General features: G+C 63.7%; 31 protein-coding genes and 1 tRNA gene. 9 read left to right on the top strand and 23 right to left on the bottom strand.

Going from position 1 to position 25,446, the window contains the following annotated elements; all coding sequences use genetic code 11:
* The first annotated feature begins 2 nt into the window (after window positions 1–2).
* Window positions 3–75, top strand: a tRNA-Lys gene (locus ACFMO3_RS10650).
* A 205-nt stretch (window positions 76–280) separates the two neighbouring features.
* Here ACFMO3_RS10650 and ACFMO3_RS10645 read toward each other — a convergent pair.
* Entirely contained in the window at window positions 281–1,039 is a 759-nt protein-coding gene (locus ACFMO3_RS10645; protein ID WP_376790386.1) for a glycerophosphodiester phosphodiesterase, read from the bottom strand.
* A 210-nt stretch (window positions 1,040–1,249) separates the two neighbouring features.
* Here ACFMO3_RS10645 and ACFMO3_RS10640 point away from each other — a divergent pair, with 210 nt between their 5' ends.
* On the top strand, window positions 1,250–1,462 hold the full coding sequence (locus ACFMO3_RS10640) for a hypothetical protein (RefSeq protein ID WP_376790385.1): 213 nt from the start codon (window positions 1,250–1,252) through the stop codon (window positions 1,460–1,462).
* Between the two features lie 45 nt (window positions 1,463–1,507).
* The gene (locus tag ACFMO3_RS10635; protein ID WP_376790384.1) at window positions 1,508–2,836 is read left to right on the top strand and encodes a glycoside hydrolase family 1 protein; all 1,329 of its coding nucleotides are present in this window, start codon (window positions 1,508–1,510) and stop codon (window positions 2,834–2,836) included.
* On the opposite strand, the gene ACFMO3_RS10630 is transcribed toward ACFMO3_RS10635, so the two are convergent.
* Window positions 2,831–3,097, bottom strand: coding sequence for a hypothetical protein (locus ACFMO3_RS10630; RefSeq protein ID WP_376790383.1), 267 nt, complete (start codon window positions 3,095–3,097; stop codon window positions 2,831–2,833). The genes ACFMO3_RS10635 and ACFMO3_RS10630 overlap by 6 nt on opposite strands.
* 289 nt (window positions 3,098–3,386) lie before the next feature.
* Here ACFMO3_RS10630 and ACFMO3_RS10625 point away from each other — a divergent pair, with 289 nt between their 5' ends.
* From ACFMO3_RS10625 to ACFMO3_RS10605, 5 genes are all read left to right on the top strand, one after another.
* Window positions 3,387–3,512, top strand: coding sequence for a hypothetical protein (locus tag ACFMO3_RS10625; protein ID WP_376790382.1), 126 nt, complete (start codon window positions 3,387–3,389; stop codon window positions 3,510–3,512).
* Between the two features lie 12 nt (window positions 3,513–3,524).
* Window positions 3,525–4,088, top strand: coding sequence for a CinA family protein (locus tag ACFMO3_RS10620; RefSeq protein WP_376790381.1), 564 nt, complete (start codon window positions 3,525–3,527; stop codon window positions 4,086–4,088).
* Window positions 4,088–5,275 carry a saccharopine dehydrogenase C-terminal domain-containing protein gene (locus ACFMO3_RS10615; protein WP_376790380.1) on the top strand — a complete coding sequence of 396 codons (1,188 nt, stop codon included), beginning with the start codon at window positions 4,088–4,090 and terminating at the stop codon, window positions 5,273–5,275. Before ACFMO3_RS10620 ends, ACFMO3_RS10615 begins: the two co-directional genes overlap by 1 nt.
* A gap of 15 nt (window positions 5,276–5,290) precedes the next feature.
* Window positions 5,291–6,244, top strand: a complete 954-nt coding sequence (locus ACFMO3_RS10610; RefSeq protein WP_376790379.1) for an ornithine cyclodeaminase family protein — start codon at window positions 5,291–5,293, stop codon at window positions 6,242–6,244.
* Window positions 6,245–6,379: 135 nt separating this feature from the next.
* Entirely contained in the window at window positions 6,380–7,102 is a 723-nt protein-coding gene (locus tag ACFMO3_RS10605; RefSeq protein WP_376790378.1) for an SDR family NAD(P)-dependent oxidoreductase, read from the top strand.
* 87 nt (window positions 7,103–7,189) lie between these two features.
* Here ACFMO3_RS10605 and ACFMO3_RS10600 read toward each other — a convergent pair whose 3' ends face one another.
* The 16 genes from ACFMO3_RS10600 to ACFMO3_RS10525 form a co-directional block, all read right to left on the bottom strand.
* Window positions 7,190–7,897 carry a winged-helix domain-containing protein gene (locus tag ACFMO3_RS10600; RefSeq protein ID WP_376790377.1) on the bottom strand — a complete coding sequence of 236 codons (708 nt, stop codon included), beginning with the start codon at window positions 7,895–7,897 and terminating at the stop codon, window positions 7,190–7,192.
* Window positions 7,898–8,049: 152 nt separating this feature from the next.
* Window positions 8,050–8,919 carry a PIG-L family deacetylase gene (locus tag ACFMO3_RS10595; protein ID WP_376790376.1) on the bottom strand — a complete coding sequence of 290 codons (870 nt, stop codon included), beginning with the start codon at window positions 8,917–8,919 and terminating at the stop codon, window positions 8,050–8,052.
* Complete coding sequence (locus ACFMO3_RS10590) at window positions 8,907–9,572, bottom strand: TIM barrel protein (protein ID WP_376790375.1); 666 nt, start codon at window positions 9,570–9,572, stop codon at window positions 8,907–8,909. Before ACFMO3_RS10590 ends, ACFMO3_RS10595 begins: the two co-directional genes overlap by 13 nt.
* A gap of 91 nt (window positions 9,573–9,663) precedes the next feature.
* The gene (gene rsmD / locus ACFMO3_RS10585) at window positions 9,664–10,218 is read right to left on the bottom strand and encodes a 16S rRNA (guanine(966)-N(2))-methyltransferase RsmD (protein ID WP_376790374.1); all 555 of its coding nucleotides are present in this window, start codon (window positions 10,216–10,218) and stop codon (window positions 9,664–9,666) included.
* Window positions 10,218–11,069: an NAD+ synthase gene (locus ACFMO3_RS10580; protein WP_376790397.1), complete on the bottom strand. Its 852-nt coding sequence runs from the start codon at window positions 11,067–11,069 to the stop codon at window positions 10,218–10,220. The genes rsmD and ACFMO3_RS10580 overlap by 1 nt, the downstream gene beginning before the upstream one ends.
* A 42-nt stretch (window positions 11,070–11,111) precedes the next feature.
* Window positions 11,112–11,528 (bottom strand): secondary thiamine-phosphate synthase enzyme YjbQ, encoded by a 417-nt coding sequence (locus tag ACFMO3_RS10575; protein ID WP_376790373.1) that lies wholly within the window; start codon window positions 11,526–11,528, stop codon window positions 11,112–11,114.
* A 119-nt stretch (window positions 11,529–11,647) separates the two neighbouring features.
* Window positions 11,648–11,911 (bottom strand): hypothetical protein, encoded by a 264-nt coding sequence (locus ACFMO3_RS10570; protein WP_376790372.1) that lies wholly within the window; start codon window positions 11,909–11,911, stop codon window positions 11,648–11,650.
* Between the two features lie 16 nt (window positions 11,912–11,927).
* On the bottom strand, window positions 11,928–13,055 hold the full coding sequence (locus ACFMO3_RS10565) for a DUF3048 domain-containing protein (protein ID WP_376790371.1): 1,128 nt from the start codon (window positions 13,053–13,055) through the stop codon (window positions 11,928–11,930).
* 212 nt (window positions 13,056–13,267) lie between these two features.
* Window positions 13,268–13,513, bottom strand: a complete 246-nt coding sequence (locus ACFMO3_RS10560; protein WP_376790370.1) for an FmdB family zinc ribbon protein — start codon at window positions 13,511–13,513, stop codon at window positions 13,268–13,270.
* 179 nt (window positions 13,514–13,692) lie between these two features.
* Entirely contained in the window at window positions 13,693–15,330 is a 1,638-nt protein-coding gene (groL, locus tag ACFMO3_RS10555; protein ID WP_376790369.1) for a chaperonin GroEL, read from the bottom strand.
* A gap of 64 nt (window positions 15,331–15,394) precedes the next feature.
* Window positions 15,395–15,697 (bottom strand): co-chaperone GroES, encoded by a 303-nt coding sequence (gene groES, locus ACFMO3_RS10550; RefSeq protein WP_322802146.1) that lies wholly within the window; start codon window positions 15,695–15,697, stop codon window positions 15,395–15,397.
* Window positions 15,698–15,757: 60 nt separating this feature from the next.
* Window positions 15,758–16,204, bottom strand: a complete 447-nt coding sequence (locus tag ACFMO3_RS10545; protein ID WP_322802147.1) for an Hsp20/alpha crystallin family protein — start codon at window positions 16,202–16,204, stop codon at window positions 15,758–15,760.
* A 130-nt stretch (window positions 16,205–16,334) separates the two neighbouring features.
* On the bottom strand, window positions 16,335–16,784 hold the full coding sequence (locus tag ACFMO3_RS10540; protein WP_376790368.1) for a BON domain-containing protein: 450 nt from the start codon (window positions 16,782–16,784) through the stop codon (window positions 16,335–16,337).
* A gap of 48 nt (window positions 16,785–16,832) precedes the next feature.
* Window positions 16,833–17,528 (bottom strand): zinc metallopeptidase, encoded by a 696-nt coding sequence (locus ACFMO3_RS10535; RefSeq protein ID WP_376790367.1) that lies wholly within the window; start codon window positions 17,526–17,528, stop codon window positions 16,833–16,835.
* Window positions 17,529–17,597: 69 nt separating this feature from the next.
* Entirely contained in the window at window positions 17,598–19,475 is a 1,878-nt protein-coding gene (dnaK, locus tag ACFMO3_RS10530) for a molecular chaperone DnaK (protein WP_376790366.1), read from the bottom strand.
* On the bottom strand, window positions 19,444–19,743 hold the full coding sequence (locus tag ACFMO3_RS10525) for a hypothetical protein (RefSeq protein ID WP_376790365.1): 300 nt from the start codon (window positions 19,741–19,743) through the stop codon (window positions 19,444–19,446). The genes dnaK and ACFMO3_RS10525 overlap by 32 nt, the downstream gene beginning before the upstream one ends.
* A gap of 207 nt (window positions 19,744–19,950) precedes the next feature.
* On the opposite strand from ACFMO3_RS10525, the gene radA reads away from it, so the two are divergent.
* Window positions 19,951–21,315, top strand: coding sequence for a DNA repair protein RadA (radA, locus tag ACFMO3_RS10520; RefSeq protein ID WP_376790364.1), 1,365 nt, complete (start codon window positions 19,951–19,953; stop codon window positions 21,313–21,315).
* An 81-nt stretch (window positions 21,316–21,396) separates the two neighbouring features.
* On the opposite strand, the gene ACFMO3_RS10515 is transcribed toward radA, so the two are convergent.
* The 5 genes from ACFMO3_RS10515 to ACFMO3_RS10495 form a co-directional block, all read right to left on the bottom strand.
* Entirely contained in the window at window positions 21,397–22,128 is a 732-nt protein-coding gene (locus tag ACFMO3_RS10515) for a DUF72 domain-containing protein (protein WP_376790363.1), read from the bottom strand.
* Between the two features lie 85 nt (window positions 22,129–22,213).
* Window positions 22,214–22,759, bottom strand: coding sequence for a hypothetical protein (locus ACFMO3_RS10510; protein ID WP_376790362.1), 546 nt, complete (start codon window positions 22,757–22,759; stop codon window positions 22,214–22,216).
* Between the two features lie 191 nt (window positions 22,760–22,950).
* A complete protein-coding gene (locus ACFMO3_RS10505) occupies window positions 22,951–23,199 on the bottom strand; it encodes a MoaD/ThiS family protein (protein WP_376790361.1) in 249 nt (82 codons plus the stop codon).
* Between the two features lie 3 nt (window positions 23,200–23,202).
* Window positions 23,203–23,667 (bottom strand): hypothetical protein, encoded by a 465-nt coding sequence (locus tag ACFMO3_RS10500; RefSeq protein ID WP_376790360.1) that lies wholly within the window; start codon window positions 23,665–23,667, stop codon window positions 23,203–23,205.
* Complete coding sequence (locus ACFMO3_RS10495; RefSeq protein WP_376790359.1) at window positions 23,664–25,244, bottom strand: hypothetical protein; 1,581 nt, start codon at window positions 25,242–25,244, stop codon at window positions 23,664–23,666. The genes ACFMO3_RS10500 and ACFMO3_RS10495 overlap by 4 nt, the downstream gene beginning before the upstream one ends.
* Between the last annotated feature and the right edge of the window lie 202 nt (window positions 25,245–25,446).

Raw genomic sequence — 25,446 nt, 5'->3', positions numbered from 1 at the left:
ATGGGCCGTTAGCTCAACTGGCAGAGCAGGGGACTCTTAATCCCAAGGTTGCAGGTTCGAGTCCTGCACGGCCCACCTTCACTCGCCCCGGGAGCAATGGCTCCGCGGGGCGATTTGTTGATCGGCCATCTCCCCCATGACAGCCCCGCCCCTTTCCATTCCGCTGGGATCCCTCAGCTTCCACTGGGCTCGAATCGGGAAGGCAAGAGGGCCCCCTCGGGAGGCACCGGAGGACAGAGTGGCCCTGTTCCTCGCCAACCTCCTGGGAGGAGACGAGTCTTCACATGGACCCCTCCGCCAGCAAGCGGGTGAGACGATCGGGCTCATCGGTGATAATCGCCGCCACACCCAGCTGGATCAGCCGGCGCATCTCCTCCGTTTCGTTTGCCGTCCATGCGACCACGGCATATCCATTCCGGCGACACCAGAGAACCGTTCCCTCATCGATCATCTGAACGTGCAAATGGCGCGCCTGATGCGGGGCCAGGAAAGCGAACCAGGCCCGGCGCAGGGGAAGAGGCAATTCAGGGCCTATGAGAAGGCCGCGGGGGATCTCCGGCGCTAGCCGCCAGGCCCATCGCAGGGCCAGAGGATTAAACGAGGAGAGCAACACCCTCCCGGCAAGCCCATATCGGCGCACCCGCTCCACCACGGCGCGAACCCAACCGACCCTCCACGGGGTGAAGGCCTTTAACTCGATGTTGTAAAGAGCTCGATCCCCAAAGGCCTCGAAAACCTCATCCAGCGTGGGGATCCGCTCGCCGGCGAAACGGGGATCCTTCCATGCCCCCGCATCCAGCGCTTTCAGCTCCGCGACCGTCTTCTCCCATACCCAGCCGGAACCATCCGTGGTCCGGCGGAGGTCGGCATCGTGCAGAACCACCGGGATGCCGTCCCGGGAGAGGTGGACATCCAGCTCCAAGCCATCGGCTCCCAGCTCCATGGCCAACCGGAAAGCCCTCAGGGTATTCTCCGGAGCGATCCGGCTGGCCCCTCGGTGAGCGAGATTCAGCGGACGATCGGATCGGAAGAAATCCATCAGAATCCTCCTTCCATAGCCGAATCGGGATGCCCCCCGGGGGGAGCTTTCCGGAGGGAGGATTTCGCCCTCTTGATCACACCGGCTGTGTCGATCCTATTGTAGAGGATCGCCCGCTGGGGGACTGCATAGAACTCGCGACTCGGGTTTGCGCTCCTGGAACAAACCGCTCAAAATGGAAACACAGGAAGGACCCAGGAGGAGGAGCCCATGATCCCCCCTTCCCGCCTGCGCTGGATCCGCATTTTCCTCGCCGGGCTGATCGGTTCTGCCGCAGGATGGACGGTGGCCACGGCGATGCTGCTGGCCTTCGCCGCCAGAGGGCCTCTCCCCACAGGGGGCGAGATCATGATCCCGACCACTTCGATCAGCGCGGCGCTCCTGGCCGCCTGGCTGGCCTGGGTTAACTGGAGCGAATCCTGAAGCAACGGTGGGGATCACCCGCTTCATCCGGAGAAACGACCGCCCATGGTGGAATTCACCTTTCATTTCCCCCCCGGCTTCCTCTGGGGGACCGCAACCTCCAGCCATCAGGTGGAGGGGGAGAACACGCTCAACGATTGGTGGCTCTGGGAGCAGGAGCCAGGCCGGATCCGGGAGGGGCATCGCTCCGGCCGGGCCTGCGACTGGTGGCGCAATGCGGAAGCCGATTTCGATCGCGCTGCCGCCATGGGCCAGAACGCCCATCGGCTCTCCATCGAGTGGAGCCGGATTGAGCCCCGAGACGGGGTCTTTGATGACACCGCCCTCGATCGCTACCGGGCTATGCTTCAGGCCCTTTGGGATCGAGGGATCGAGCCGATGGTCACCCTGCACCATTTCACCAACCCCATCTGGCTGGCGGAACAGGGAGGCTGGGAGAACCCTGTCGTCATCGACCGCTTTGAGCGATATGTGCGGCGGGCAGTGAGCGCCCTAAAGGACCTCTGTCGCCTCTGGTGCACGATCAACGAGCCCAACGTCCTGGCCTACATGGGATGGAACGAAGGGAAATGGCCTCCAGGAAAGCAGAATTTTCAACTTTCCATACAGGTGCTCCGTCACCTCATGCGCGCCCATGCCCGCGCCTATCACGCCATCCACGAAATCCAGCCCGAGGCCCAAGTTGGGATCGCCCACCATATGGTGGTGTTCGAGCCGGCCCATCCCTCTTCTCCCCTGGATCACATGATGGCTCACCTGCACGACCGCATGTTTAACCGTCTGGTCCTGGATGCGATGATGGCCGGACGGGAACCGGGGATCTTCTCCGTCCGCACAATCGCTATGCTTCGGGGAACTTGTGATTTTATCGGGCTGAATTATTACACCCGACGCCTCTCCGCTTTCGATCGACATTCCCGAGCCACGCTATTCGGGCGCACCTTCCTGAACCCCCACGGCGAGCTCAGCGATGGGGAGTATGGAGAAGTCTTCCCGGAAGGCCTTTACCGCCTGCTGAAACGACTCGCCCGATTCGGGAAGCCCATCTATATCACGGAGAACGGGATCCCGGATGCGGATGACGATCAGCGCCCCCGCTTCCTGGTGCGCCATCTCCACGCGATGTGGCGAGCGATCCAGCAGAACGTCCCGGTGAAGGGCTACTTCCACTGGACCCTGGTGGATAACTTCGAGTGGGCAGAGGGGTGGACGCTGCGCTTTGGCCTAATCGAGCTGGATCCAGAAACCCAGGCCCGTCGCCCGCGGCGCAGCGCCGATCTTTACAAGGAGGTCTGTCAGGCCAATGCGCTGAGCTCGGAGATGATCACTCGCTATACCCCCGAGCTCCTTTCGGAGATGTTCGGGCTCTCATAGCCCCGGTGACATCGCCACGGGGAGCGTAGGGAGCCGGGCGAGCCCCGCTCCCCGCTCAGAGGGGAAGGGCAGAGATCGGCGGACCCCCCGTTCCCTATTCAGGGAGAAGCCGAGACGCTGCCGCAATCGGTCCCACCATGCCCGGCGGATGACCTGCCGCCGGGCCTCACATTCCCGGAGCAGGCGCAGCTGCTCCGCCTCGCGAAGCCTCTCCTCCTGCCAGATCCGGCTGAGCTCCCAGAGCAAGCCAGCGCTCCCCATCGTCCATCACCTCCTTATTTTTTAACGGCCATTCATGAAAGCAAGGCCTCGAACCCGCAAAGGCGAGCTTGTCCTTCTTCTCGCAGCCCTCCAGGTCATGGGAAGAGAAAGCGGGACTCCCCCGCCTCCCTGAACTGGAGCCAGGGATTAAAATTGGAAAGGACGCGGTGAACCCCCTGAGGATTTTAGGGCGGGACCCATCGCTTCGGCGCAGCCCCAGAGGATATTTCCCCGCCCCAAGCGCTGCGTGGACCTCGACATGGCGGCGGCGAAGAAAGCGGTCTGATACATGAGCGACCATCGCGCTCACACCGATTGGATGAGCCGGGAGGACGCCTACATCCTGGCCGGCGTAGTGGTGGATAAGCCCAACTGGATGGTCACAGCCTACCTGTCCCCCAGCATCTTCCATTGAGTGACAGTCAAGATGGAACATCAAGGGCTGGATCGAGCCGCGCGCGTGGGGATGGCCTTGAAAGAACGGGGATGGCGGCTGGCCGTGGCCGAGTCATGCACCGGGGGCCTGCTCGGCCACCGCCTCACCAGCGTCCCGGGCAGCTCCGCTTATTTCCTGGGAGGTGTGATTGCCTACCGTAAGGAGATCAAGGTTCGCATCCTGAATGTCCGGGAAGAGACACTGGCTCGATTCGGGGCCATCAGCGCCGAGGCCGCCCGGGAGATGGCCGAGGGGGTCCGCCGCCTGTTCGGGGCCGACCTCGCCCTCGCCATCACCGGTGTCGCCGGCCCGGACCCCGAGGAGGGCAAGCCGGTAGGCGAGATGCACATCGCTCTGGTCGGCCCGGAGGGGATCTGGATCCACCAGATCCGGGGTGGGCTGGATCGCCAGGAGAACAAAGCCCTCGCGGTCGAAGCCGCGCTGGAGCTGCTGGAGGCCATGCTGGAGGGACGCTCCCCTCAAAAGATTCCCGGAAATCCCGATTCGATGCCCTATCCACAAGCTCGCGAAGCGCCATTGGAGGATCAACTGTGATGTTTCGCTACGCGGTCATCGGCGCCGGGATGCAAGGCACTGCAGCGGCCTACGACCTGGCCCGCTTCGGGGATGCTGAGGAAATCCAGATGGCGGATCGCGATCCGGCCCGGGCAGAAGATGCGGCTCAGCGCCTGAACCGCCTGCTCGGGCGATCTCTCGTCCGCCCGACTGCCCTCGATGCACGCGATGAGAAGGCGGTGGTGGAATTCCTTCGCCCCATCGATGCCGCCATCAGCGCGGTTCCTTATCGACTCAACCCACTCGTGGCTCGCGCGGCGATCGAGGCCCGAACCTCCCTGTGCGACCTGGGCGGGCACACGCCGACGACCTGGGAGATCCTGGCCCTGGACCAAGCGGCCCGCGAGGCGGGGGTTTCCCTTATCCCGGATTGCGGGTTAATGCCCGGTCTGGGGAACACCCTGGCGGTTTACGCCATGCGCCGGATGGACCAGCCTCGGCATGTGCGGATCTGGTGTGGTGGCCTCCCTCAACGGCCCAGGGGACCCCTGGGGTATCGGTTGGTTTTCAACATCGCAGGCCTTACCGCAGAATACACTGGGAAGGCCGTCTTCCTCCGCCAGGGTCGTATCGTGGAAATCGAGGCCCTCACCGAGCCTGAAACCATCACCTTTCCACCGCCAGTCGGCACCTGCGAGGCCTTCGTCACCTCAGGGGGAACCTCCACCTGCCCATGGACCTTCCAGGGCATCCTGGAGACCTACGAGGAGAAAACCGTCCGCTACCCTGGTCATCTGGAGCGGATCCGCGTGCTGGCCGAGTTGGGATTCCTGGAAACCGATCCGATTGACATCGATGGCATTCGGGTGATCCCCCGCGAGGTGTTCCATCGGCTGGTGGAGCCTCGCCTTCAGTTCCCGGAGGATCCAGCAGATGTGGTGGTGCTCCGGGTGACCTGTGAGGGAACTCACCATGGTCAGACGATGGAGATCACGCTGGAACTGATGGATTTCTATGATCCGAAGACCGGCTTCACTGCGATGGAACGGACCACCGGATGGCACGCGGCCATCGTGGCCGGGATGATGGCCCGCGGGGAAACTCCCAAAGGGGCGATCCCCGTTGAACGGGCGGTTGACCCGGAGCGCTTCGTGGCGGAATGGCTTCGCCGCGGCATTCCGATCCAGGAGACGGTGCGACGGCCCCTTCGGACCAATCATCCATAAATGGGAGGGGATCTCATGCTTCCTTTCATCACGGCGGAACAGATCCGCCAGGCGCTGCCGATGCGCCGCGCGGTGGAAGCGATGCGTGAGGCATTCATCGCCTTCAGCGAAGGGCGCGCCCATATCCCCCAGCGGATTCAGATCCCCATCCCCGAGCGCAATGGCATCACCCTGATCATGCCCGGCTACGTCCCGCCCCGGGAACTGGGCCTGAAAGTGGTTTCCGTCTTCCCCCATAACCCGGAACGCGGCCTTCCGGCGATTTCCGCCATGGTGCTGATGCTGGATCCGGAATCCGGAGCGCCGATGGCCTTGCTCGACGGGACCTTCCTCACGGCATGGCGCACTGGCGCCGCCTCCGGGCTGGCCACGGACCTGCTGGCCCGACCCGATGCCACATCCCTGGCCCTCATCGGCGCGGGGGCCCAGGCCCGCACACAGCTTCTCGCTGTCTGCGCGGTTCGCCCGATCCATCGGGTGCGGGTCTACAGCCGAACCCCCGAACGGGCCCGGAAATTGATCGAAGAGATGCAGGGACAGGAGGGGGTTCCCGAAGATATCACTCTCGCGCCCACCCCGGAGGCCGCCGTTGCGGAAGCGGATATCGTATGCACTGCCACCAATTCCTCCACTCCGGTCTTCGACGGCCAATGCCTGCAGCCGGGGACCCACATCAACGCCATCGGGTCCTTCACCCTGCAGATGCGGGAGCTGGATGAAGAGACGTTCCGCCGGGCTTCACGGGTGGTGGTGGATTCCCGGGCCGCGGCCCTGGTGGAAGCGGGCGAGGTTGTGTGGGCCATCCAGCAGGGGATCCTTCAGGAGCAGGATTTGATCGAACTGGGGGAAATCGCAGCCGGGCGTCGACCCGGACGCCGCAGCCCGGAGGAAATCACCCTGTTCAAATCGGTGGGGCTGGCCGTGCAGGACCTGGTGGCCGCTCGCTGGATCCTGGAAGCCGTCCGCTGACCCCCATCTGGGGGCTTGGATGATCGGGCCAGCCTCCCGCCTAGCGGGAGATCGTTCATCCCCATCCTCGCTTCAGGCCTAACCCCATGAGGCGTTCCCAAACAGACAGCGCGGTGTGAGGGAGGGGATCAGAACATGGAGATTCGGGGACGGGTCATGCTGGTGACAGGGGCAGGGCGACGGCTGGGCCAGGCGATCGCGCTGGGCCTGGCCCGGGCGGGCGCTCATGTGGCGGTTCATTTCCACACCGCCGCTGAAGAAGCCGTGGAGACCGTGCGCCGGATCCAGGAGATGGGTGTAGACGCGGAAGCTTTTCCCGCAGACCTGCGGGATCCCTCGCAGATCCCCGCGCTGATTGAGGCCGTGGCTCGCCGATTCGGGCGGCTGGACGGGCTGGTGAACGCGGCAGCGGTAATGCGAGTGACCCGGTGGCACGAGCTGACGCCAGAACAATGGGACAATATCCTGGCCCTGAACCTGCGGGCGCCGATGTTCTGCGCCCAGGCTGCGGCGCGCCATATGGAAGAAGGCGTGATCGTCAACATTGCGGACGGCTCTGCCATGAAACCATGGCCGGATTACCTGGCCCACACCGTTTCCAAATCCGGCCTGGTTGCCCTGACCCGGGCTCTGGCCCTCGCCCTGGCTCCCCGCATTCGGGTGAACGCGGTGATCCCAGGCCCAATCCTGAGGCCAGCTCACTGGGAAGAGGAACGCTGGGGCCGTCTCATCCGTCGCGTGCCCATGGGTCGCCCCGGCATGGCCGAGGAGGTCGTGCAGGCCGTGCGCTATCTGATCGAGGCGGATTACGTCACGGGGACAGTCCTGATCGTGGATGGTGGGCACCATCTGGTGTGATCCTGGACGCCCACCCCATGGCCGATCCGGGAAGATCAGCCTCAGCCCCCAACAACCTCTCCGGAAAGGGCGACAGCGCACCCTGCTCTATGGAGCACGGAAGCGGTAACCCACCCGACGAACCGTCTCCAGATAACGAGGATGGGTAGGATCCTCCTCGAGGATACGGCGGAGCCAGCGGATATGAACATCCAGAGTGCGACTGCGGGAAGGGATCTCCGCTCCCCAAACCCAGCGGATGAGATCCCGTCGTGGGACCACATGGCCGGCCCGGCGCATCAGGATAGCCAGCAGACGGCACTGCTTGGGGGTGAGGCAATAAACAGAATCCCCTCGTTGCAGAACATGCCGAGCCGTGTTTAACCGGAACGGCCCGACCACAATCGTATCCTCCTCCTCTTCCAAACTATGGATAAGCAAAGCCCGCACCCGATGCAGCAAACGTCGAGCCGAGAAGGGTGCCACCAGGATGCCATCGTCCCGACGATCCCAAAGAGGAGCGGATTCGCGATCCACAATCACGAGGATCGGGACCCTCATCCGATGCTGAAGCTGCTGGTAGAGCTCCATCCCTCGAGAAGCGTTCAGGCGATCCATAATCACCACCGCGGGCACCCGCCCTTTCCCTCCTCCCTGGGATCTTCGCGCCCGAAGGGCAGAGAACGCCGATTCCACCGTCACGGCTTCCACACGGAAGCCATGGCGTCTCAGGATCTGAAGCAGATGAATATCCGGCGAAGGCCCGTCGAAAACCACCCAGAGAGAAGTATGCTCTTGATCGGATGTTCGAGCCATCCGGAAATTTCCCTCAAATCAGGGATGGGCACAGGGTTACGCCGTGAATGCCCCCCGCAGCCCGCTGAGGATGAGACGGGATGCGGCGGGCGCCTCCCCCAACGGTCATCTTGGCGAAGGCTCCATCCGATGTCCCTTTTATCGCTCAAAGCTCAGCCTTGAGAAAACAGATCCCTCTCCATCGGCTCCCCCAGGCGGAAGGGAGGGATCGCCCGATGGAAGGTCTCCACGCCCCACAGGATGCGCCGGGCAAACGTCGGAAGGGGCAGCTGGCGCACCCAGCCACCCCCCTGGCTCCGATGGCAGGCCGCCGCTCGTTCCTTCCGATCCAGCACCGACCGCACATCGATCCGGGTGGTCACCGGAGGCGCGGCCCGGATCGCCGCTTCCAGATCGATATCCCGATTGCGCCCGAGGCGGCGGAGATCCACCCCCAGGATCCGCAGAATCACCAGAAACGGCCGGAGCTGCCCGATGGGGAGCGTGGTGTAATATAGGCGCGCAGGACGATAGGGTTGGAGGCCATGAGCCCGGTGTTCTGGGAACGCTTCTGGATCACCCGCTCGCTCGAAAGCCTCCCGCACGGCTCGATGCATGTAGATGTGATCCGGGTGCCCGTATCCCCCATAAGGATCGAAGGTCAGCACCACAGCGGGTCGAAGCTCCCGGATCAGCGCCACCAGATGGCGGACAACTTCCTCAAAGGGAGCGCGGATGAAGGCCGCTGGATGATCCTGGTCAGGAGAGCCGGGCATCCCCGAGTCCCGATACCCCAGGAGATGGAGGCCATGAAGCCCCAGCGCTTCCACGGCGCAGCGCAGCTCCATCTCCCGTATGGTCCCCAGATCCGCTGTCGATTCCATCCCGGGCGCCAGGGAGCCGGCCTCCCCCCGCGTCGCGCAGATCAGATGAACCGTGTAGCCCCGCGATGCATACAGCGCCAAGGTGCCCCCTGGACCGAAGGCTTCATCATCGGGATGAGCAAAAGCCGCCAGCAGCGTTCCCCGAGTCATTGCGGCCATGACATGCGTTGCAGGATGCGCTGCAGAACGGGAAAACTCTCCTGGATCTCTGCTAAACTGGGCATCTCAAGGATCAGCATGGGGCGATTCAGGCAGCGGACCAGCCGGCTGAGGACCGGTTCCATTGGGATCGCTCCGTTATCCAGACACGCCCCTACGTGAAAATGGCTCACCTTCTGGATGACCTCGACCTGAAGGAAAGGATCGGGCTCCCACATGTTCTCCAGCGCGATCCGGATGCCCATCGCTTGGGCCTCCAAGGCCAGCGTGGCCCAGAAGCCCACCTGCCGTTCCAGCCACCGTGGGCGATAGGAGGACTCATCCACCAGCGGATTGTAATTCAGGTGGAAGTTTACCAACCACGCCCCCAGCTCGGCAGCGATCTCCAGCGACTGGCGATAGCGATCCATCGCCACCGCCGCGATTCGCGGATCCACACTTCCGCTGAACAGGTCCACAAAGGGGCCGTGCAGAGAAATGGGACCGGAAAACTCAGCCAGGGCCTGGCGATAGCGATGAAGCAACCCCCGCCATTCACCATCCAGGATCTCGGGCTGGGCGAATTCCTGAAGCTCCAGACCCAGACTGTGCATCTCTGCGAAATCGCGGAGGGCAGGCAGATCCTCCAGCTTGCCGCAACGGATCCCAATCATAGGCTCTGACCAGATCCACCTGGGGGGACCAGAGGGATGACCCAATTTGTTGTCGGACTTCTCTTCGAAGGGGGCAGTCCCTTAACTATAACTATTTTAAGCGGCGCTGGTAAAACAGGAGAAGGGTGCTTCCATAATCCCGGCGGTCTGCCTGACCCAGATGGCGAAGCGAAACTTCTTCGAATTCCCGGGGGTGGATCTGAACCACGATGATCCCTGAGACGGCCAGCCACCCGGGCCGGGCCTCCAGGAGCTCGAGGGTGAGACGCCACCATCCCCGATACTGGGGCGGGGCCACATAGATGAAATCAAAGGGCTCCAGGGGTCCGGAGCCCAGGAAATCGAACACATCCGCCCGAACCACCCGGGCCCGATCAACGAAGCCGGTCTGCTGCAGGTTCTCCCGAAGCACACGGATCGCTCGCGGGTCTTTCTCCACAAACACCGCCTCGGCCGCCCCTCGGCTCAAGGCTTCAATGCCCACGCTCCCAGTGCCCGCGAAAAGATCCAGCACACGGGCCCCCACGATGGAAGCCCCCAGGATATCGAAAAGGGCCGTCTTCACCCGATCCGCGATGGGACGGGTGCTCGAGCCCGGCAGACTCTTCAATCGGCGCCCCTTTGCGGAACCCGCGATCACCCGCATCAATGTCCCCAATCCCGCAGATATCGAAAATCAATCCCTACTGTTCGTGAAGTCAGCTTGGCGATGAGCGGCGTCCGCCGCTTGAACTGCGTGTCGCGGACCATGCGCCACAGGCGGCGGACGGTTTCCTCATCGAAGCCCAGGGCGATGACCTGATCCAGAGTCATCCGTTCCTCCACCAGCAGGTAGAGGATACGATCCGCTTCATCGTAGGTCACCCCCAGCTCCCCCTCGTCCGTTTGGCCCAACCATAGATCGGCTGTGGGCGGTTTACGGATGATCTCCTCCGGCACCCCGACGGCACGAGCCAGCTGGCGCACCTGGTTTTTGTATAGATCGCCGAGAGGAGCCAGGGCGTAAGCCCCATCCCCGTAGAGCGTGAAATAGCCCAGCAGGATCTCTGTCTTGTTGCTGGTGCCCACCACCATCCCGCCCCAGGCCGCTGAGAGATCATACAGGACAATCATCCGCATGCGGGCCATGACATTGCCCCGGCGCCGGGCATCCATGTCCGGAAACCGCTCGAAGAGCGGCTCCACCATCGGCGTGATTTCCACTGTCTCGGAGGGCACCCCCAGCTGCTCGATGACCAGATGGGCATGCAGCAGGCTATCCGGAGAGGAAGTGCGATAGGGCATACGAACCGCCAGGACGTTCTCGGGGCCCAGGGCCTCCGCCGCCAGAAAGCATGTGAGCGAAGAATCGACTCCACCTGAGAGGCCGATCACCGCCCGCCTCATCCCGAATTTGCTGATCTCATCCCGGATGAAACGAACCAACACATTCCGCACCAGATCCGGATCGATCCGCATTCGAGCATCCACCCATTCCCGGATCCATTGCGGATCCATCATCCCATCCTGTTCGATGATCCTACAGGCCCTCATGCGCGTTCACTCTCCTATCATCTGAATAATGATCTCCCGTCGACGGGGACGGATATCGAAATCGATCAACACGATCTGCTGCCAGGTCCCGAGCAGAAGTCGATGATCCTGAAAGGGGATCGTGAGGGAGGGGCCGATCAACGAAGCCCGGAGATGGGAATGCCCGTTCTGATCCCCCCATCGAAGGTTGTGACGATATTCTCGCGAGGCAGGGATCGCCTCCTCAAGCCAATGCTGCAGATCCTCCACTGCTCCGGACTCGAACTCCATGGTGGTCAGCCCGGCGGTGGACCCTGGGACGAAGACGGTCACGATGCCTGCTTTCAGGCCGGAGCGTGTCACTGCTTCCGCCACCTGCTCCGTCAGATCCACCACGTGGTTATTCCCATAGGTTCGCACAGTCAGGCGCTCGGTGACCACCATCCCTTCGATCCTCCTCCAATTACGAAGCGCTTTCCCCCGGCCCCATCCGTCCATACGCCCCAGAAGCTGCCCGCTCTCCCGATCCTCCGGGTCCGCGGGGCCGATCTCGCTGGAACAACTCAATCAACAACCCGGAACTGCTCGGAGGTCGCCTGGCCCAGCATGCGGGCGATGCCCGCCAGATCCCGCGTCGCCCACTCCGGCATGTCATAACGGGCCGCATCGCACCTACCACTGCCCATGGAATCGGATCGAGGATCTATCGCCGATCCGGAAAGCCAGACAAAGGCGACCTCCGGGCGAGGAGCTCCCCCTGCCTTCCAGCGCCTGGCCGGGCGCCGGAGCGCCATCCAGATCAGCGCCTCTCCCGCATCCAGCTCCAAGGATCCATTCGCCTCTTTACGGGATCTGAATCTGCATATTCAGGGGCACCACCTCGAACCAAGTGTTGCCCGGCTTCAGCGGGATCGGCTGTCCCTGCGCATCGACGAAGCGGAGCATATCTTCCCGTCGAAAGCGCTGCCACTGCCCCTCATACATTTGACCATCCCGAAAGATCCGAACCGGCCCACTGCCCCAGATTTGAATCTCAATGGAATAATTCCCCAGCCGATCCTCCAGGATATCGGTGGTCTGGTGGTGGGCATAAACCACCACCACATTGGCGGCGGAAAGCTGACGGCCGGTGAGCGCATCCATATGAGGCTGGCCTGCTGTCCAGCGCTGCCATCGTCCAGAACCCCGATCATATCGCCAGGTGACTGGCTCCACCCGATAAGGGATGAGGAACATGGAAACCGGTTGGCCGCCGGCGGGAGGGTGTTCGGAAAAGCGCATCCCCCGCAGATCCTGCGGGGTGTTGAGCCCCCGGCGGGTCGCTTCCTCCCAGAGCCGCCGGGTGCTGGTGAAGAGAGTATGCTCCACCGCAACCCCCTCTCGGAGGATGCGCCAGAAGATCGGCGCACCCACGCCGAAGTCTGGGCTCAGTGCCCGCTCCACAAAGTCCGAGGCACGGATCCGCGCGTTGACCCCTGCGCTGGCACCGGAATAGGCCAGGATCGCTTTGAACATCGCGGGGAGCTCCAGATCGATCAGCCGGGCGCTGCGGACGGGGCCCACTGGCTCCGCATCCTGGCTCAGATAGATGGCAGTGAAACGGGTGACCCCGCCCTCCGCGTAATGCTCGAAGACCAGATCCGCCCGATCCACCCCCGATTGCGGACGGACCACCGGGGGATAATTCGATATCTTGATCGCGAGGGGGCGCCGTTGCAGCACAGCTAGGTCCGACACCCGCAGGCCGGTTAACGGATTCACATCCGGGGGGAAGGCATCCATGGAGTCAGTAGAGGGCAAAGTGGGCGTCTGCGCCGGAGACGGGGTGGGCGTGATATTCCTCTCGCCCACCGCAAGAGGTAGCGGCATGGTCGGCGTGGGAGGCTGGGATCCCGCCGGGGTCGCCCGGGCGGCGCAGGCCGTCACCAGCCAGAGCAGGATCCACAGCGCTCGAAGCATCCTCTGGGTCATCGAAAACCGCTCCGCCGGGTAAGCTCCAGCGAAAGTATAGCATAAACCTGAAGGTCCCTTCTTCCGAGCTCGATATCCCAAGTTGAAGGATCCAGGGGCACCAAGGTGCCCCGCCTATCCCTAAGCCCCGAAAAGCAGAGGGGGCCGACAGGAAACCCATGACCTGCCAGCCCCCTCCCATCCCGGAGGATCCAACGGTGGGCTGCTTTTCCTCAATCGCTCTCACTCGTCGAAGTTCCGGATGCACTCTCCGACTTGCCCTTATCCCCGGAGTTCCTGGATTTCCGGCTCTCCGTGATATACCAGCCATCGCCTTTGAAGATAATGCCTGCAGGGGAAAACACTCGACGGATGCCCGGGTGGCCCTCCGGACAGGTTTCCAGGGGGGGATCTGTGAAGCGCTGTTGTTTCTCGAAGCGGATGCCGCAAACCGGGCATTCGTATTCATAGACGGGCATCAGCCATCACCTCCCCGCCGAATCCTGCTGGAATCAAAAATGATCCCCAGGGCGATGGTTTCTGAAGCCCTTCAAGCCTTCCAGACCGGGAAATGCCATCAGCCATGGATGAATACGATACGGATGAGGGAACCGGGGCGGGCCTTTCACCCGCCCCGGCGATCCTCCCTCCGACCTGCTCAGAACTCCTCGGGCGGTGTCGGCGTGGTCTCCTTCTTCTTCTCCGGCACCTCGGTGACCAGGGCCTCGGTGGTGAGGATCATCGCCGCGACGCTGGCGGCGTTCTCCAGAGCGGTCCGGGTCACCTTGGCCGGGTCGATGATGCCCGCCTCCACCATGTCCACATATTCACCGGTGAGCACGTTGTAACCGACGTTCGGGTTGTTCTTCTCCTTCTGGAGGCGGCGCACCATCTCCACTACCACCGCGCCGTCCTCGCCCGCGTTCTCGGCGATCCGCCGGAGCGGCTCCTCGAGGGCGCGGCGGACGATGTTGACGCCCGTCTGGACGTCGCCCTCAGCCTTCAGGTTGTCCAGGGCCTTGGCGGCATTCAGCAGGGCCACGCCACCGCCGGGGACGATGCCCTCCTCCACTGCGGCACGGGTCGCCGAGAGGGCGTCTTCCACCCGGTGCTTCTTCTCCTTGAGCTCGACCTCGGTGGCCGCGCCGACCCGGATGATGGCGACCCCGCCGGCCAGCTTGGCCAGCCGCTCCTGGAGCTTCTCCCGATCGTAATCGCTGGTGGTCTTCTCCATCTCGGCCTTGATCTGCTCGATGCGGCCCTTGATGGCCTTCGGGTCGCCCCGCCCGCCGATGATGGTGGTGTCATCCTTGGTCACCACCACCTTATCGGCACGGCCGAGATCGGAGATGCGAACGTTCTCCAGCTTGCGACCCAGCTCCTCGCTGATCACCTGCCCGCCGGTGAGGATGGCGATATCCTGGAGCATCGCCTTGCGGCGCTCGCCAAAGCCGGGGGCCTTGACCGCCACGGCGTTGATGATACCCCGCAACTTGTTCAGCACCAGGGTCGCCAGGGCCTCACCATCCACATCCTCAGCGATGACCAGCAGGGAACGGGTCTCGCCCTCCTGGAGCACACGCTCCAACACCGGAATGATATCCGCGGCGGCGGAGATCTTCTTGTCGTGGATCAGGATGTAGGGGTTCTCCAGCACCGCCTCCATGGTCTCGGGGTTGGTCACAAAGTAGGGCGAGATGTAGCCCCGATCGAACTGCATCCCCTCCACATATTCGGTCTCAAAGGGCAGGCCGGTCTTGGACTCCTCCACCGTGATCACGCCGTCCTTGCCGACCTTGTCCATCACCTCGGCGATGAGATTCCCGATCTCCGGATCCGCCGAGGAGATGGACGCCACGTGGGCGATATCATCCTTGCTCTGGACCGGCTTGGCCATCCGTTTGATCTCCTCGACCACGGCCTTGACGGCCATCTCAATGCCCTTCTTCAGGAGCATGGGATTGGCCCCCGCGGCCACGTTCTTCATGCCCTCCGTCACCATCACATGGGCCAGGACCGTCGCCGTGGTCGTCCCATCGCCGGCCACATCATTGGTCTTGGTCGCCGCCTCCTTGAGGAGCTGCACCCCCATGTTCTCATAGGGGTCCGGCAGCTCGATCTCCTTGGCCACCGTCACCCCGTCATGGGTGATGGTCGGGGCTCCCCACTTCTTATCCAGCGCCACATTCCGCCCCTTGGGCCCCAACGTGGTCCCCACAGCGTTGGCCAGGATATCGATGCCGCGCTTCAGGCGGCGGCGGGCCTCCTCACCGAAAACCAGCTGCTTGGGCGCCATTGCCGATCACCTCCCTTCAGATGGATTTTGAAACTATGGAATATCGCGGGGAACCGTCCGAGGATCACTCCTCGATGATGGCCAGGATATCGCTCTCTTTGAGGATCAGCAGCTTGCGGGTGGTATCCACCTTAAACTCGGTGCCCGCATATTTGGCGAAGAGCACGCGGTCACCAACCTTCACCTCCATGGGGACTCGCTTACCGTTCTCATCCACGCGCCCTGGGCCGACAGCGATCACACGGCCCTCCTGCGGGCGCTCCTTCGCCGTCTCCGGGAGGACAATGCCGCTGGGAGTGACTTCCTCCCGCTCGATCGGCTCCACCACCACCCGGTCCGCAAGAGGTCGAAGCTTGATCTCCGCCATTGTTCTACCCTCCGAGGAAATCCTTCTGACTTCAGGATCGGGCTTTAATCCAAGAGGGGTCTACTTCACTTTGACCTTGATCGTCCGCGCCTTCACCGCCTCCGCTTTGGGCAGCCGCAGCGTCAGGACCCCGTGTTCATATTCCGCGGTCGCCCGGTCGGCCACTACCTCCACCGGAAGCACGAACGAGCGGGTGAAGGCGCCGAGACGTCGCTCCTGGCGGATCCATGAGCCCTCCCGCGCCTCCTGTTCCTCGCGAACTTCCCCGCGCAACGTCACAGTGTTCCCACTCACGGTCACCTCAATGTCCTCCGGGCGGATTCCGGGAACCGCCGCCTTCACCACCACCTCGTCCTTGGTTTCATAAATATCCACAGCAGGCCAATCCACTGTCCCGGCGAAGAACAGGGAGGGACGGGAGAAGGCTTCATCGAGGATGCGATCGACAGCTCGTCGTAGCGAGAAGATCTCCTGAAAGGGATCCCAGCGACGGATTTCACCGGCCATGGCGGACCTCCTTTTCCCGATCCTCATGTCCGGGCCGTAGTTCCGGCTGCTTCGGAACGGCACCTTTCATCATATCCCGATCGCATTAGAGCCCCGCAAGAGCTCCATAAGAGTTTCGTAAGAAGCCTCCTCATGCCGCCCGGCGCGCCGCCGCCTTCACCCGGAGGTTATTCACCACATTGCGAACCCCCCGGATCGATCGGGCGATCTCCTCGGCGCGCTGTCGGGCTGCCTCATCGGGCACCCATCCGGCGAGGGTGACATCCCCCTGAACACTGGTAACCAGCACACGAGCCCGCGGCGGGCTGAGATCTGGATCCTCCGCCAGACGCAGGCCCAACTCCGCTTCAATCTCCGGATCCGCGATCAGATCGTTCTGCACCTCCCGCACGCCTGGGATCGACCGGGCAAGGGTTTCCGCCATCCGCTTCATCGCCGTGGAAGGCACCACCCCATCCAGGATCACCCGCCCATCCCGAGCCTCTATTCGAATCAAATGGAAATTGACCCGAAGGGGATCGTAGCGATAGAGCCGCTCCTCTACCTTCGCGCGCAGGGTCGCGTCGTCCATGACATCCATAGGCGCCGCTCCATGGGGGGATGAGGAGACGGAAACGAGAACCTGCAGTCAGTCTCGGGATCGCTGCATGCCCATGGCGAGGAAGGCATAGTAGGCCAGGGTGGAGAGAGCCTGGGCCAGGGCGGCCACGTAGGTCAGGGCCGCCGCCCCCAGCACCTCCCGCGCCCCCGCCCGCTCCTCCGGCGTCCCCAGCAACCCACTCTGCTCCAGCAGCCGCAACGCCCGCCGACTGGCATCCAGCTCCACCGGTAGCGTCACCAGGGCAAACACCGCCGCCCCCGCAAAGAACAGCACCCCCACCCACACCAGCTCCGGACTCCGCATCAGGAAGCCGAGGAGAAAGAGCACTGGCCCCATCCAGGACCCCAGGTTCACCGCCGGCACTAGGGCCGCCCGCGCCCGCAGCCCCCAGTAGCCCTCCGCATCCTGCAGAGCATGCCCGATCTCATGGGCCGTCACCGCCAGCGAGGCCACCGAGGCCACCCCCGTGACGCTGGGGGAAAGCCGCAGCGCCTTCGTGGCCGGATCGTAATGATCCGTCAGAGGCCCTGGGGTTCCCTCCAGACGCACCCCATACAGCCCTGCCGCCTGCAACAGCCGTTGAGCGGCCTCCATGCCCGTCCAGCGGGCCGGCGCCCGCAGCCAGCGCTGATAGGCCGCCTGCACCTTCGCCTGGGCATACAGCCCCAGCACCAGCGCCGGCAGCGCCAACACCAAATACAGCGGATCCCACCAGAACAGCACAGTCCGACCTCCTGATTGGCCAGGGGGTTCCGGGGGACAACCCGACCGCCCCCGGAATCCCCTCCGGGCTCAGACCGGCCGGTATTCGCCCTCGACCACCTCGCCCTCACCGGATGGGCGAGAGCGGCCGGCCGCCGCCTGCTGGTAGACCGCCTGGCCGATGGCCAGGGCCGCCTGGCGCAGCTCCTGGGTGAGCTGCCGGATGCGCGCCGCGTTGTCCGTGCCCATCGCCTCCTTCAGCTGGCGGATCAGGCCCTCAAGCCGCTCGCGATCCGCCGGGCTGACTTGATCGCCCAGCTCCCGCAACGAGCGCTCCACGCTGTAGATCATGTTGTCCGCCTCGTTGCGGGCCTCGGCCAGCTCGCGCCGGCGCCGGTCCTCCTCCGCATAGCGCTCGGCCTCCTTGAGCAGCCGTTCCACTTCCTCTTTGGAGAGGTTGGTGGAGGCCGTGATGGTGATCTTGGCCTCCTTGCCCGTCGCCCGGTCCCGGGCCGAGACGTGAAGGATGCCGTTCGCGTCGATGTCGAAGGTCACCTCGATCTGCGGGACGCCCCGCGGCGCCGGCGGGATGCCTTCCAGGCGGAACTGGCCCAGGAGGATATTGTCCGCCGCCATCGGCCGCTCGCCCTGGTAAACCTTGATGTCCACTGCCGTCTGGAAGTCCTCGGCCGTAGTGAAGACCTCGGTCTTTCGCACCGGGATGGTCGTGTTGCGCGGGATGAGCACCGTCATCACCCCGCCCAGGGTCTCCACGCCAAGGGAGAGCGGCGTCACATCCAGGAGCAACACATCCCGGACCTCGCCGGCCAGCACGCCCGCCTGGATAGCCGCGCCGACAGCCACCACCTCGTCCGGGTTCACGCCCTTGTGGGGCTCCTTACCGGTGAGCTCCCGGACCAGCTGCTGCACCATCGGCATACGGGTGGCGCCGCCGACCAGGATCACCTCATCGATCTGCTCGGGGCGCAGCTTGGCATCGCGCAAAGCCTGCTCGAAGGGACCCTTCAGCCGTTCCACCAGATGGCGGGAGAGCTGCTCGAACTTGGCCCGGGTCAGGCGCATCTGAAGGTGCTTCGGCCCGTCGGCCGTGGCGGTGATGAAGGGCAGGTTGATCTCGGTCTCCATCAGCGTGGAGAGCTCAATCTTGGCCTTCTCGGCCGCTTCCTTCAGGCGCTGCAGGGCCTGGCGGTCCTTCCGCAGGTCGATCCCATGTTCCTTCATAAACTCCTCGGCCACGTAGTCGATAATCACCTGGTCCCAATCATCGCCACCCAGGTGCGTGTCGCCCGCCGTGGCCTTCACCTCGATCACACCATCCCCGACCTCTAGAATCGACACATCGAAGGTCCCGCCGCCCAGATCCCACACCAGGATGATCTCGTTCTTCTTCTTATCCAGCCCGTAAGCCAGGGCTGCAGCTGTGGGCTCGTTAATGATGCGCAACACCTCCAGGCCAGCAATCTTCCCCGCGTCCTTGGTCGCCTGGCGCTGGCTATCATTGAAATAGGCGGGCACCGTGATCACCGCCTGGGTGACCGGCTCCCCCAGATAGGCCTCGGCGTCCTGCTTCAGCTTGCGCAGGATCATCGCCGAGATCTCCTGGGGCGTGAACTCCTTGCTCACCGCCGGGATGAACACCCGGGCGTCCCCGTTCGGCCCCTCCACCACCTTATAAGGGACCCGTCGGACCTCCTCCAGCACCTCGCTGTAGCGCCGGCCCATGAAACGCTTGATCGAGAACACCGTGTTCTCCGGGTTGATGATCGCCTGGCGCTTGGCTGGCAGACCCACCAGGCGCTCCCCGGTCTTGGTGAAGGCGACCACCGATGGGCAGAGGTTACCGCCCTCGGCGATGGGGATCACCTTGGGCTCCCCGCCCTCCATCACGGCGATCACCGAGTTGGTCGTCCCCAGATCAATGCCGACGATCCGTCCCTTCTTGGCCATCGGAAACCTCCCGTTCAGGGTTGTGGGATTCCTCCCCGAAGCGATCGATCGCGGCAACGAGGGGAGCTTGCCGCTCGATCCGAACCTCAAGGGCCGGAGATGGGGCCCGCTGAGCCAGGGTGGCCTGTATGGCCGGCGAGGGCAGCCGATTATAGTCGCACTGGCACGGCCCCCCCTGGGCGCACCCCAGGCAACAGTAAGGCTGACGATCCACAATGACAGGCTGCCAATCCATTTCGATTCCACAGTTCCGGCAGATCAGCGGCACAGACTCCCCCCTCATCCGCATCGCCTTTGATTCTACGCAGGTTCCATTAGAGGAGCATTAGAGGCAAGGGCGTTCTCCCTTCTGTAGCAAGGCACCTTCGGGGCGCTTTCAAAAAATCGAAAAGCGCCGATGGGTTGCCGGGCGAAGCCGGGCGATCGGAGCTCAGGCTATCATGGAGAAAAGCCCCCGAACCCTGGGGAGATCCAAATGGCACGAGCGCGGACCCAATACGTCTGTCAGAAATGCGGCGCGGTGCATCCCAAGTGGATGGGGCGCTGCCCGGATTGTGGGGAGTGGAACACCCTGGTGGAGGCCTCCCCCTCCCCGCCTGTTCGCACGATCGGCCTCAAGGGGGCGCCGGGAACCCCGCCCATCCCCCTTCCCGCCGTGGCCCCAGCCGGCGTGGAGCGCTGGCCGCTGCCCATCGGGGAGTTCGCCCGCGTGCTGGGAGGCGGGGTGGTGCCCGGCTCCCTGATCCTGGTCGCGGGCGATCCAGGCATTGGGAAATCCACTCTGCTGATGCAGCTGGCGGATCGAATGGCTGGCCCCGAATTCCCGGTCCTTTACATCTCCGGCGAGGAATCCCTCGGCCAGCTGAAAATGCGAGCCGATCGCCTGGGGCTGCACAACCCCCAGCTCTACTTATTGAACGAAACCCGTATGGAAGCCCTCATGGATCACATCCAGGCATTGCACCCCCGCTTGGTGATTGTGGATTCCATTCAAACCATTTACATGGAAGAGATCCCTTCCCCTCCCGGGAGCGTCAGCCAGGTCCGCGCGTGCGCCGTCCGGTTTCAGGCGCTGGCCAAAAACCTGGAGATCACCATTTTCCTCATCGGCCACGTGACCAAGGCGGGCCTGATCGCCGGCCCAAAGCTTCTGGAGCACATCGTCGATACCGTTCTCTATCTGGAAGGGGATCGTTACCACGCCTTCCGCATGCTCCGCAGCGTGAAGAACCGTTTCGGCGCCACCTCCGAGGTGGGCGTCTTCGAGATGCGCGGGGATGGGATGGCAGAGGTGCCCAACCCATCCGAGCTCTTCCTAGCCGAGCGCCTGGTCCAGGCTTCCGGCTCGGCGGTCGCCGTGACCATGGAGGGCACCCGCCCGCTGCTGGTGGAAATCCAGGCCCTGGTCAGCCCGGCGCCACCCGGGGCAGCCCGCCGCACGGCCAATGGGGTGGATCCCTATCGTCTGCTCCTGCTGGTCGCGGTGCTGACCAAGCGGGTGGGCCTGCGCTTGCATGATCATGACTTGTTCGTCAACGTAGTCGGCGGCCTCCGGGTGGACGAGCCGGCCGCGGACCTGGCGGTGGCGATGGCCATTGTCTCCTCCGCTCGGGATCGCCCGTTGCCTCCCGACATGGTATTTATCGGGGAAGTGGGTCTCTCGGGGGAGCTGCGCGCCGTGGGCCATCTCGAGCTCCGCTTGGCGGAAGCGGCCAAGCTCGGCTTCCGGCGCTGCCTCCTGCCCCGCACCGTCCGTCGGCTCCGCGAGGTCCCAGCGGAGCTCACGCTGCTTCCCGCGCGAACGCTTGCGGAGGCGCTTTCGATCGCGTTCCCAGGATAAACGGGAGTTACGCCGCTGGCCTTCCCCCAGGAACTTCGAGGGACCATCCCGCCTCCCCGAAGGAGAGCTCGGCGGTGTCCGTCAATCCCATCCCAGCATCTCCCGCAGCTCCATCGCGTTGATCACCGCATGCCCGAAGGCATCGTTGTTGAAGTAGACATAAACCTCATAGCCCGACTGAAGGAAACCCCGGATCCGTTCCGCCCAGAGGGCCAGTTCCTCCCGGGGATAGCGGCCTGCGTAAAGCGCGGTGGATCCATGGAAACGAAGGTAGACGATGGACCCAGTGACCCAGAGCGGAGAGCAGAGGCTGGGCATGTCGAAGAGGCAGAAGAACAGGCGATAGCGCTCGAGGATCGCACGGATCGGCTCCACGAACCACCGGGGATCCCGGAACTCGAACCCATGGAGAAGATCCCCTGGAAGAAGGGCCGCAAACGCCGTTAGGCGATCGGGGTCGGCCCTCCAGCCGGGAGGAAGTTGATAGAGGATAGGTCCCAGGCGATCTCCCAGGCGCCGGACTCGCTCTAGGAACCGCGCCAGCGGCGCTGCGCAATCCTTCAGGCGACGGACATGGGTGAGATAGCGGTTGGCCTTTACGGCATAGCGAAAGCCGGGACGAGCCTGCTCCCGCCAGCGGTCGAAGGCCCTCTCGGAAGGCAGACGATAGAACGTGCTGTTGATCTCCACAGTGTCGAAGTACACAGCGTAATGCGAAAACCAGCGGCTCTGGGGGAGATCCTCAGGATAGAAAACCCCTCGCCAGTGGGGATACATCCATCCGGATGTGCCGATCCAGCATCGAGGGTTCATGCGCAGCATCTCCACCCGGTCTAGCCATACGCCCGTCGTGGACCTCCCCCCTTAGAGGATCCCGGAGGCAGAGCGGCCGGATCCACTAACGCTCCCCCAGGATGATCGCGTTGCGCTCCGCTCCGCGGGCGATCGTCGGGGCCTCCAGCGCCGCTTCCTCCAGCGCCTTCATCCGCGCCGTCAGCCCCTCGATCTCATCCAGATGCAGGCGCAACGTCTCCGCCAGATCCAACAGCGCCCGGATCAGCTGGCGCTCAAAAACCCGCTGGAAAGCAGCCAGGGAATCGAACGCCATCCGATCCGCCTCTTCCTCATGCTCGCTGAGCCACAGGGCCGCCGCCGGGCTGCGGGCCACTTCTTTCACAAAGATGAGCCTCCGTTTCTTCGCCCGAACCGCTCGGGTCCACTCCAGCCCCATGGGGGCGGAGTAATCCATGCCCAGGATGAACACATACAGATGCGCCGCCGCCACGGCTTCCAGCGCAGGGGCCAGGGCCTCGCCGGGCCGAGGGGTATGTCGGATCTCCCATCCCAATCGAACAGGAAGCCCGGCCACCACTTGCCCCACGATCTCCCGCTCCGCCTCTAGCTCCGGGCTACTGGTGACGAAGAGCCGGATGGGCTCGGCCATGGCGCATCATCCTCCTCCGATCTCAAGACCTCTCCCCGTACCATTATGCGGCATGCAGCAGGTCTTGGGGAAAGCCAGCGGTCATGGAAGTTGTCATGTTAGGGGGCCCGGATGGCCTGGGGGAAGAGATCCCTGCGAGGGCGCATTGAGGCGCCCGAGGCGCTCCACTGGCGCAGTCCCTGCCGTGGATATCAACACGCGTTTCCCCCCACGACGGGCGGAAACAGCCGGACCAAATCCCCGGGTCTCAGGGGTGTATCCAGAGTGGCCTGAGCCTCATTCACAAAGACGGCATGGATCAGCTCGATAGGAATCCCCAGGGCGCCTGCGACATCGCGGGGGGTGCCATTCTCGGGGATCTCCACCGGAATACCCTCATCCTGCATCCCGGCGGGACGGTAGCGTCGGAGGATCGCATGCAATTTCACAGTGACCTGCATCGCTCACCCCTCCAGGACAGGCCGGATCCCTCGATGCACCACGCGCCCGCCGATGGTCTGCAAGATCTTGCGGGGATCCTCCCACCGGCCGGTGCGTGCCTGAAGGGCCTGGGACATCTGCTTGGGCGTCATGGGCTGATTGCCGTTGATCAGCAACAGACGGAACACCGCGTCGGTGAGAGGCGTCTGGGCGGTGAGGAAATCCGGCTGACGGCTGCAGTGCTGGAGCAGGATATGCCACAGCCCATCCACCCGTCGGACCTCCGCGGTCTCCGGATCCACCCAGTCGATCTCCGCCGCCTCGGGATTCGCCAGGAATTGATCCCGGTGCTCCGGGCACAGGTGGCTCATCAGATAAGCGCGGAAATCCTGCCCTTCCCGCTTCCACCAGTCCAGATCGATTCGGAAGGGGGTATCCAGCGTCGGCTTGATCAGCCGTTGCATCAGAGCGCGCGGGCGGTCGCTCATGCACCCTCCTCTGTCCACCTCCAGTAGCCATCCCCCAGGTAAACACACCCAGGCATGCTCATCACCTCTTCGAAGAGCGACTCCGGCGGTATCCGGATGAGGAGATTCACCGCCTGGTAAAGCGTCCGAGCGTGAACTGTGCCCTGGGGCGTCAGGCGGGCCAGGGCGGGGAAGAGCTGCTGAGCCAGAGCCCGCGCCGGGCGGCCCCGCCAGCGCGGCCACAGCTCCTCCAGCGCCGCCGGATCATCCACGTAGATCAGGCCTTGGTCATCAAACTCGCCCGGGACCTGACGGCGGAGCATATCAAAGACAATGTAGCCCTCTTCCACCCGCGCCACCCGCACCCAATCCCGCCGGCTGCGGCCATGGAGCTGGACTCGGATCACGCCGGGCTCGCGGGTTCGCCGAAAGACCACGAGACAACCAGGCTGGACCTGGTGGGCCTGGTACCATTCCTTCAATCCGAAGACATACTTGCGCTCCCGCACCACCCATCCCGGCCAGCGCCGGCCGCTCGCCCCATCCTCGAACTCGAAGCGGATCCGATGGGTTCGACCCAGGGGGAACACCCGGGCCGTGCGCCGGGTCAGCGGCGCGGTCCCGCTGACCAGATGGGGGTATGTAGCGATCCACACCACCTCATCGGCCTCCCCGATCCCGGGGCGGATCTCCTCATGCACGCTGAGCTCATCGTCAATCTCCGCCGCAATCCGGACCAAGGCCTCATCCAGCCCCTCCCGGGTCCCCGTGTAAGCTCGCCCCTGAAGCCGGGGAGGGGTCTCCAAGACCTCCGGGGGCTCCATCCGGCGCAGAAACCAGAGGAACTGGCCGGCCGGGCCGACCTCATCGAAGCGGGCATCCTGATAGAGGGCGGCGTTCAGAGAGAAGACCTGCAGTGGAGGGGGAACATCCGCCGGCAGCTCCAGATGGGGGAGCAAGGCCTCCGGCGGCAATGGACCGCCCCCGTGAACATCCAGGATGGCCTCCACTAGGTTGAGATGCCCTTCATGGAGCTCCACCAACAACGCCTTCGGGAACCAATGTTCCCCCACCCGCACAAAGTCCGGGCTGGATTCCAGGCGGGTGAGGAGCTGTTCCTGGATCCGATGGCCCCATGTCGCCCAGACCTCATCTGGACGCAAGCCCTTCTCATCCGGGCCACGCAGGCCGTCCAGCTCGTTGAGCCGGTGGGGAAGAGGATATTCCGCAGCAAACTCCCGCAGGGTTCCATCGCCCTCGAAACGGACCTGAATCACCTTAAAAGGGCCGATCTCCGGGTTATATCCATCCCGGATGCCTATCACTGTCCCGATCGCGAAATTCAGATGGGGGAAGCACAGACGCTCCCCGACCTCATAGCGATCCTTCGGGCGGAACGGGCGAGCGCCAGCCAGGAGAGCGCGCCGGCGCTCCTCCAGCTCTTGAAGGCGGCGCTGGATCACCAAGCGAGCGAGCTCTTCCACAGTGCGGGGAAGGGGATCCTCCAGAAATCGATTAAGTAATGCCTCCAGATCCGCCTCAGTGATCTCCAGATGCGTCCAGTCAATTGCTTCAGGCCACAAGTGTATCCCACCCATCTCTTCATCCATCCGCCATGGGGTCGACAGGAGGGCGACGATCCTCCCGAGGCTCCAAAGCCGTAAAGAGGATTTCAGGAGCGGGGAAGCCTGTCTTCCCGCTCCAGCAAGCCCCTTGAAATCATACAAGATTATATCCGGTCTGGAGGGCGGCAGCAACCCATACGCAAAGTCATATAATTGAAGGCTGTGCAACCGCGAT

It is taken from the genome of Thermoflexus sp., assembly GCF_042408815.1.
Classification (GTDB): domain Bacteria; phylum Chloroflexota; class Anaerolineae; order Thermoflexales; family Thermoflexaceae; genus Thermoflexus.
Note: the sequence above shows the minus strand (reverse complement) of the source record. Positions and strands in the feature narration are given on the sequence as shown.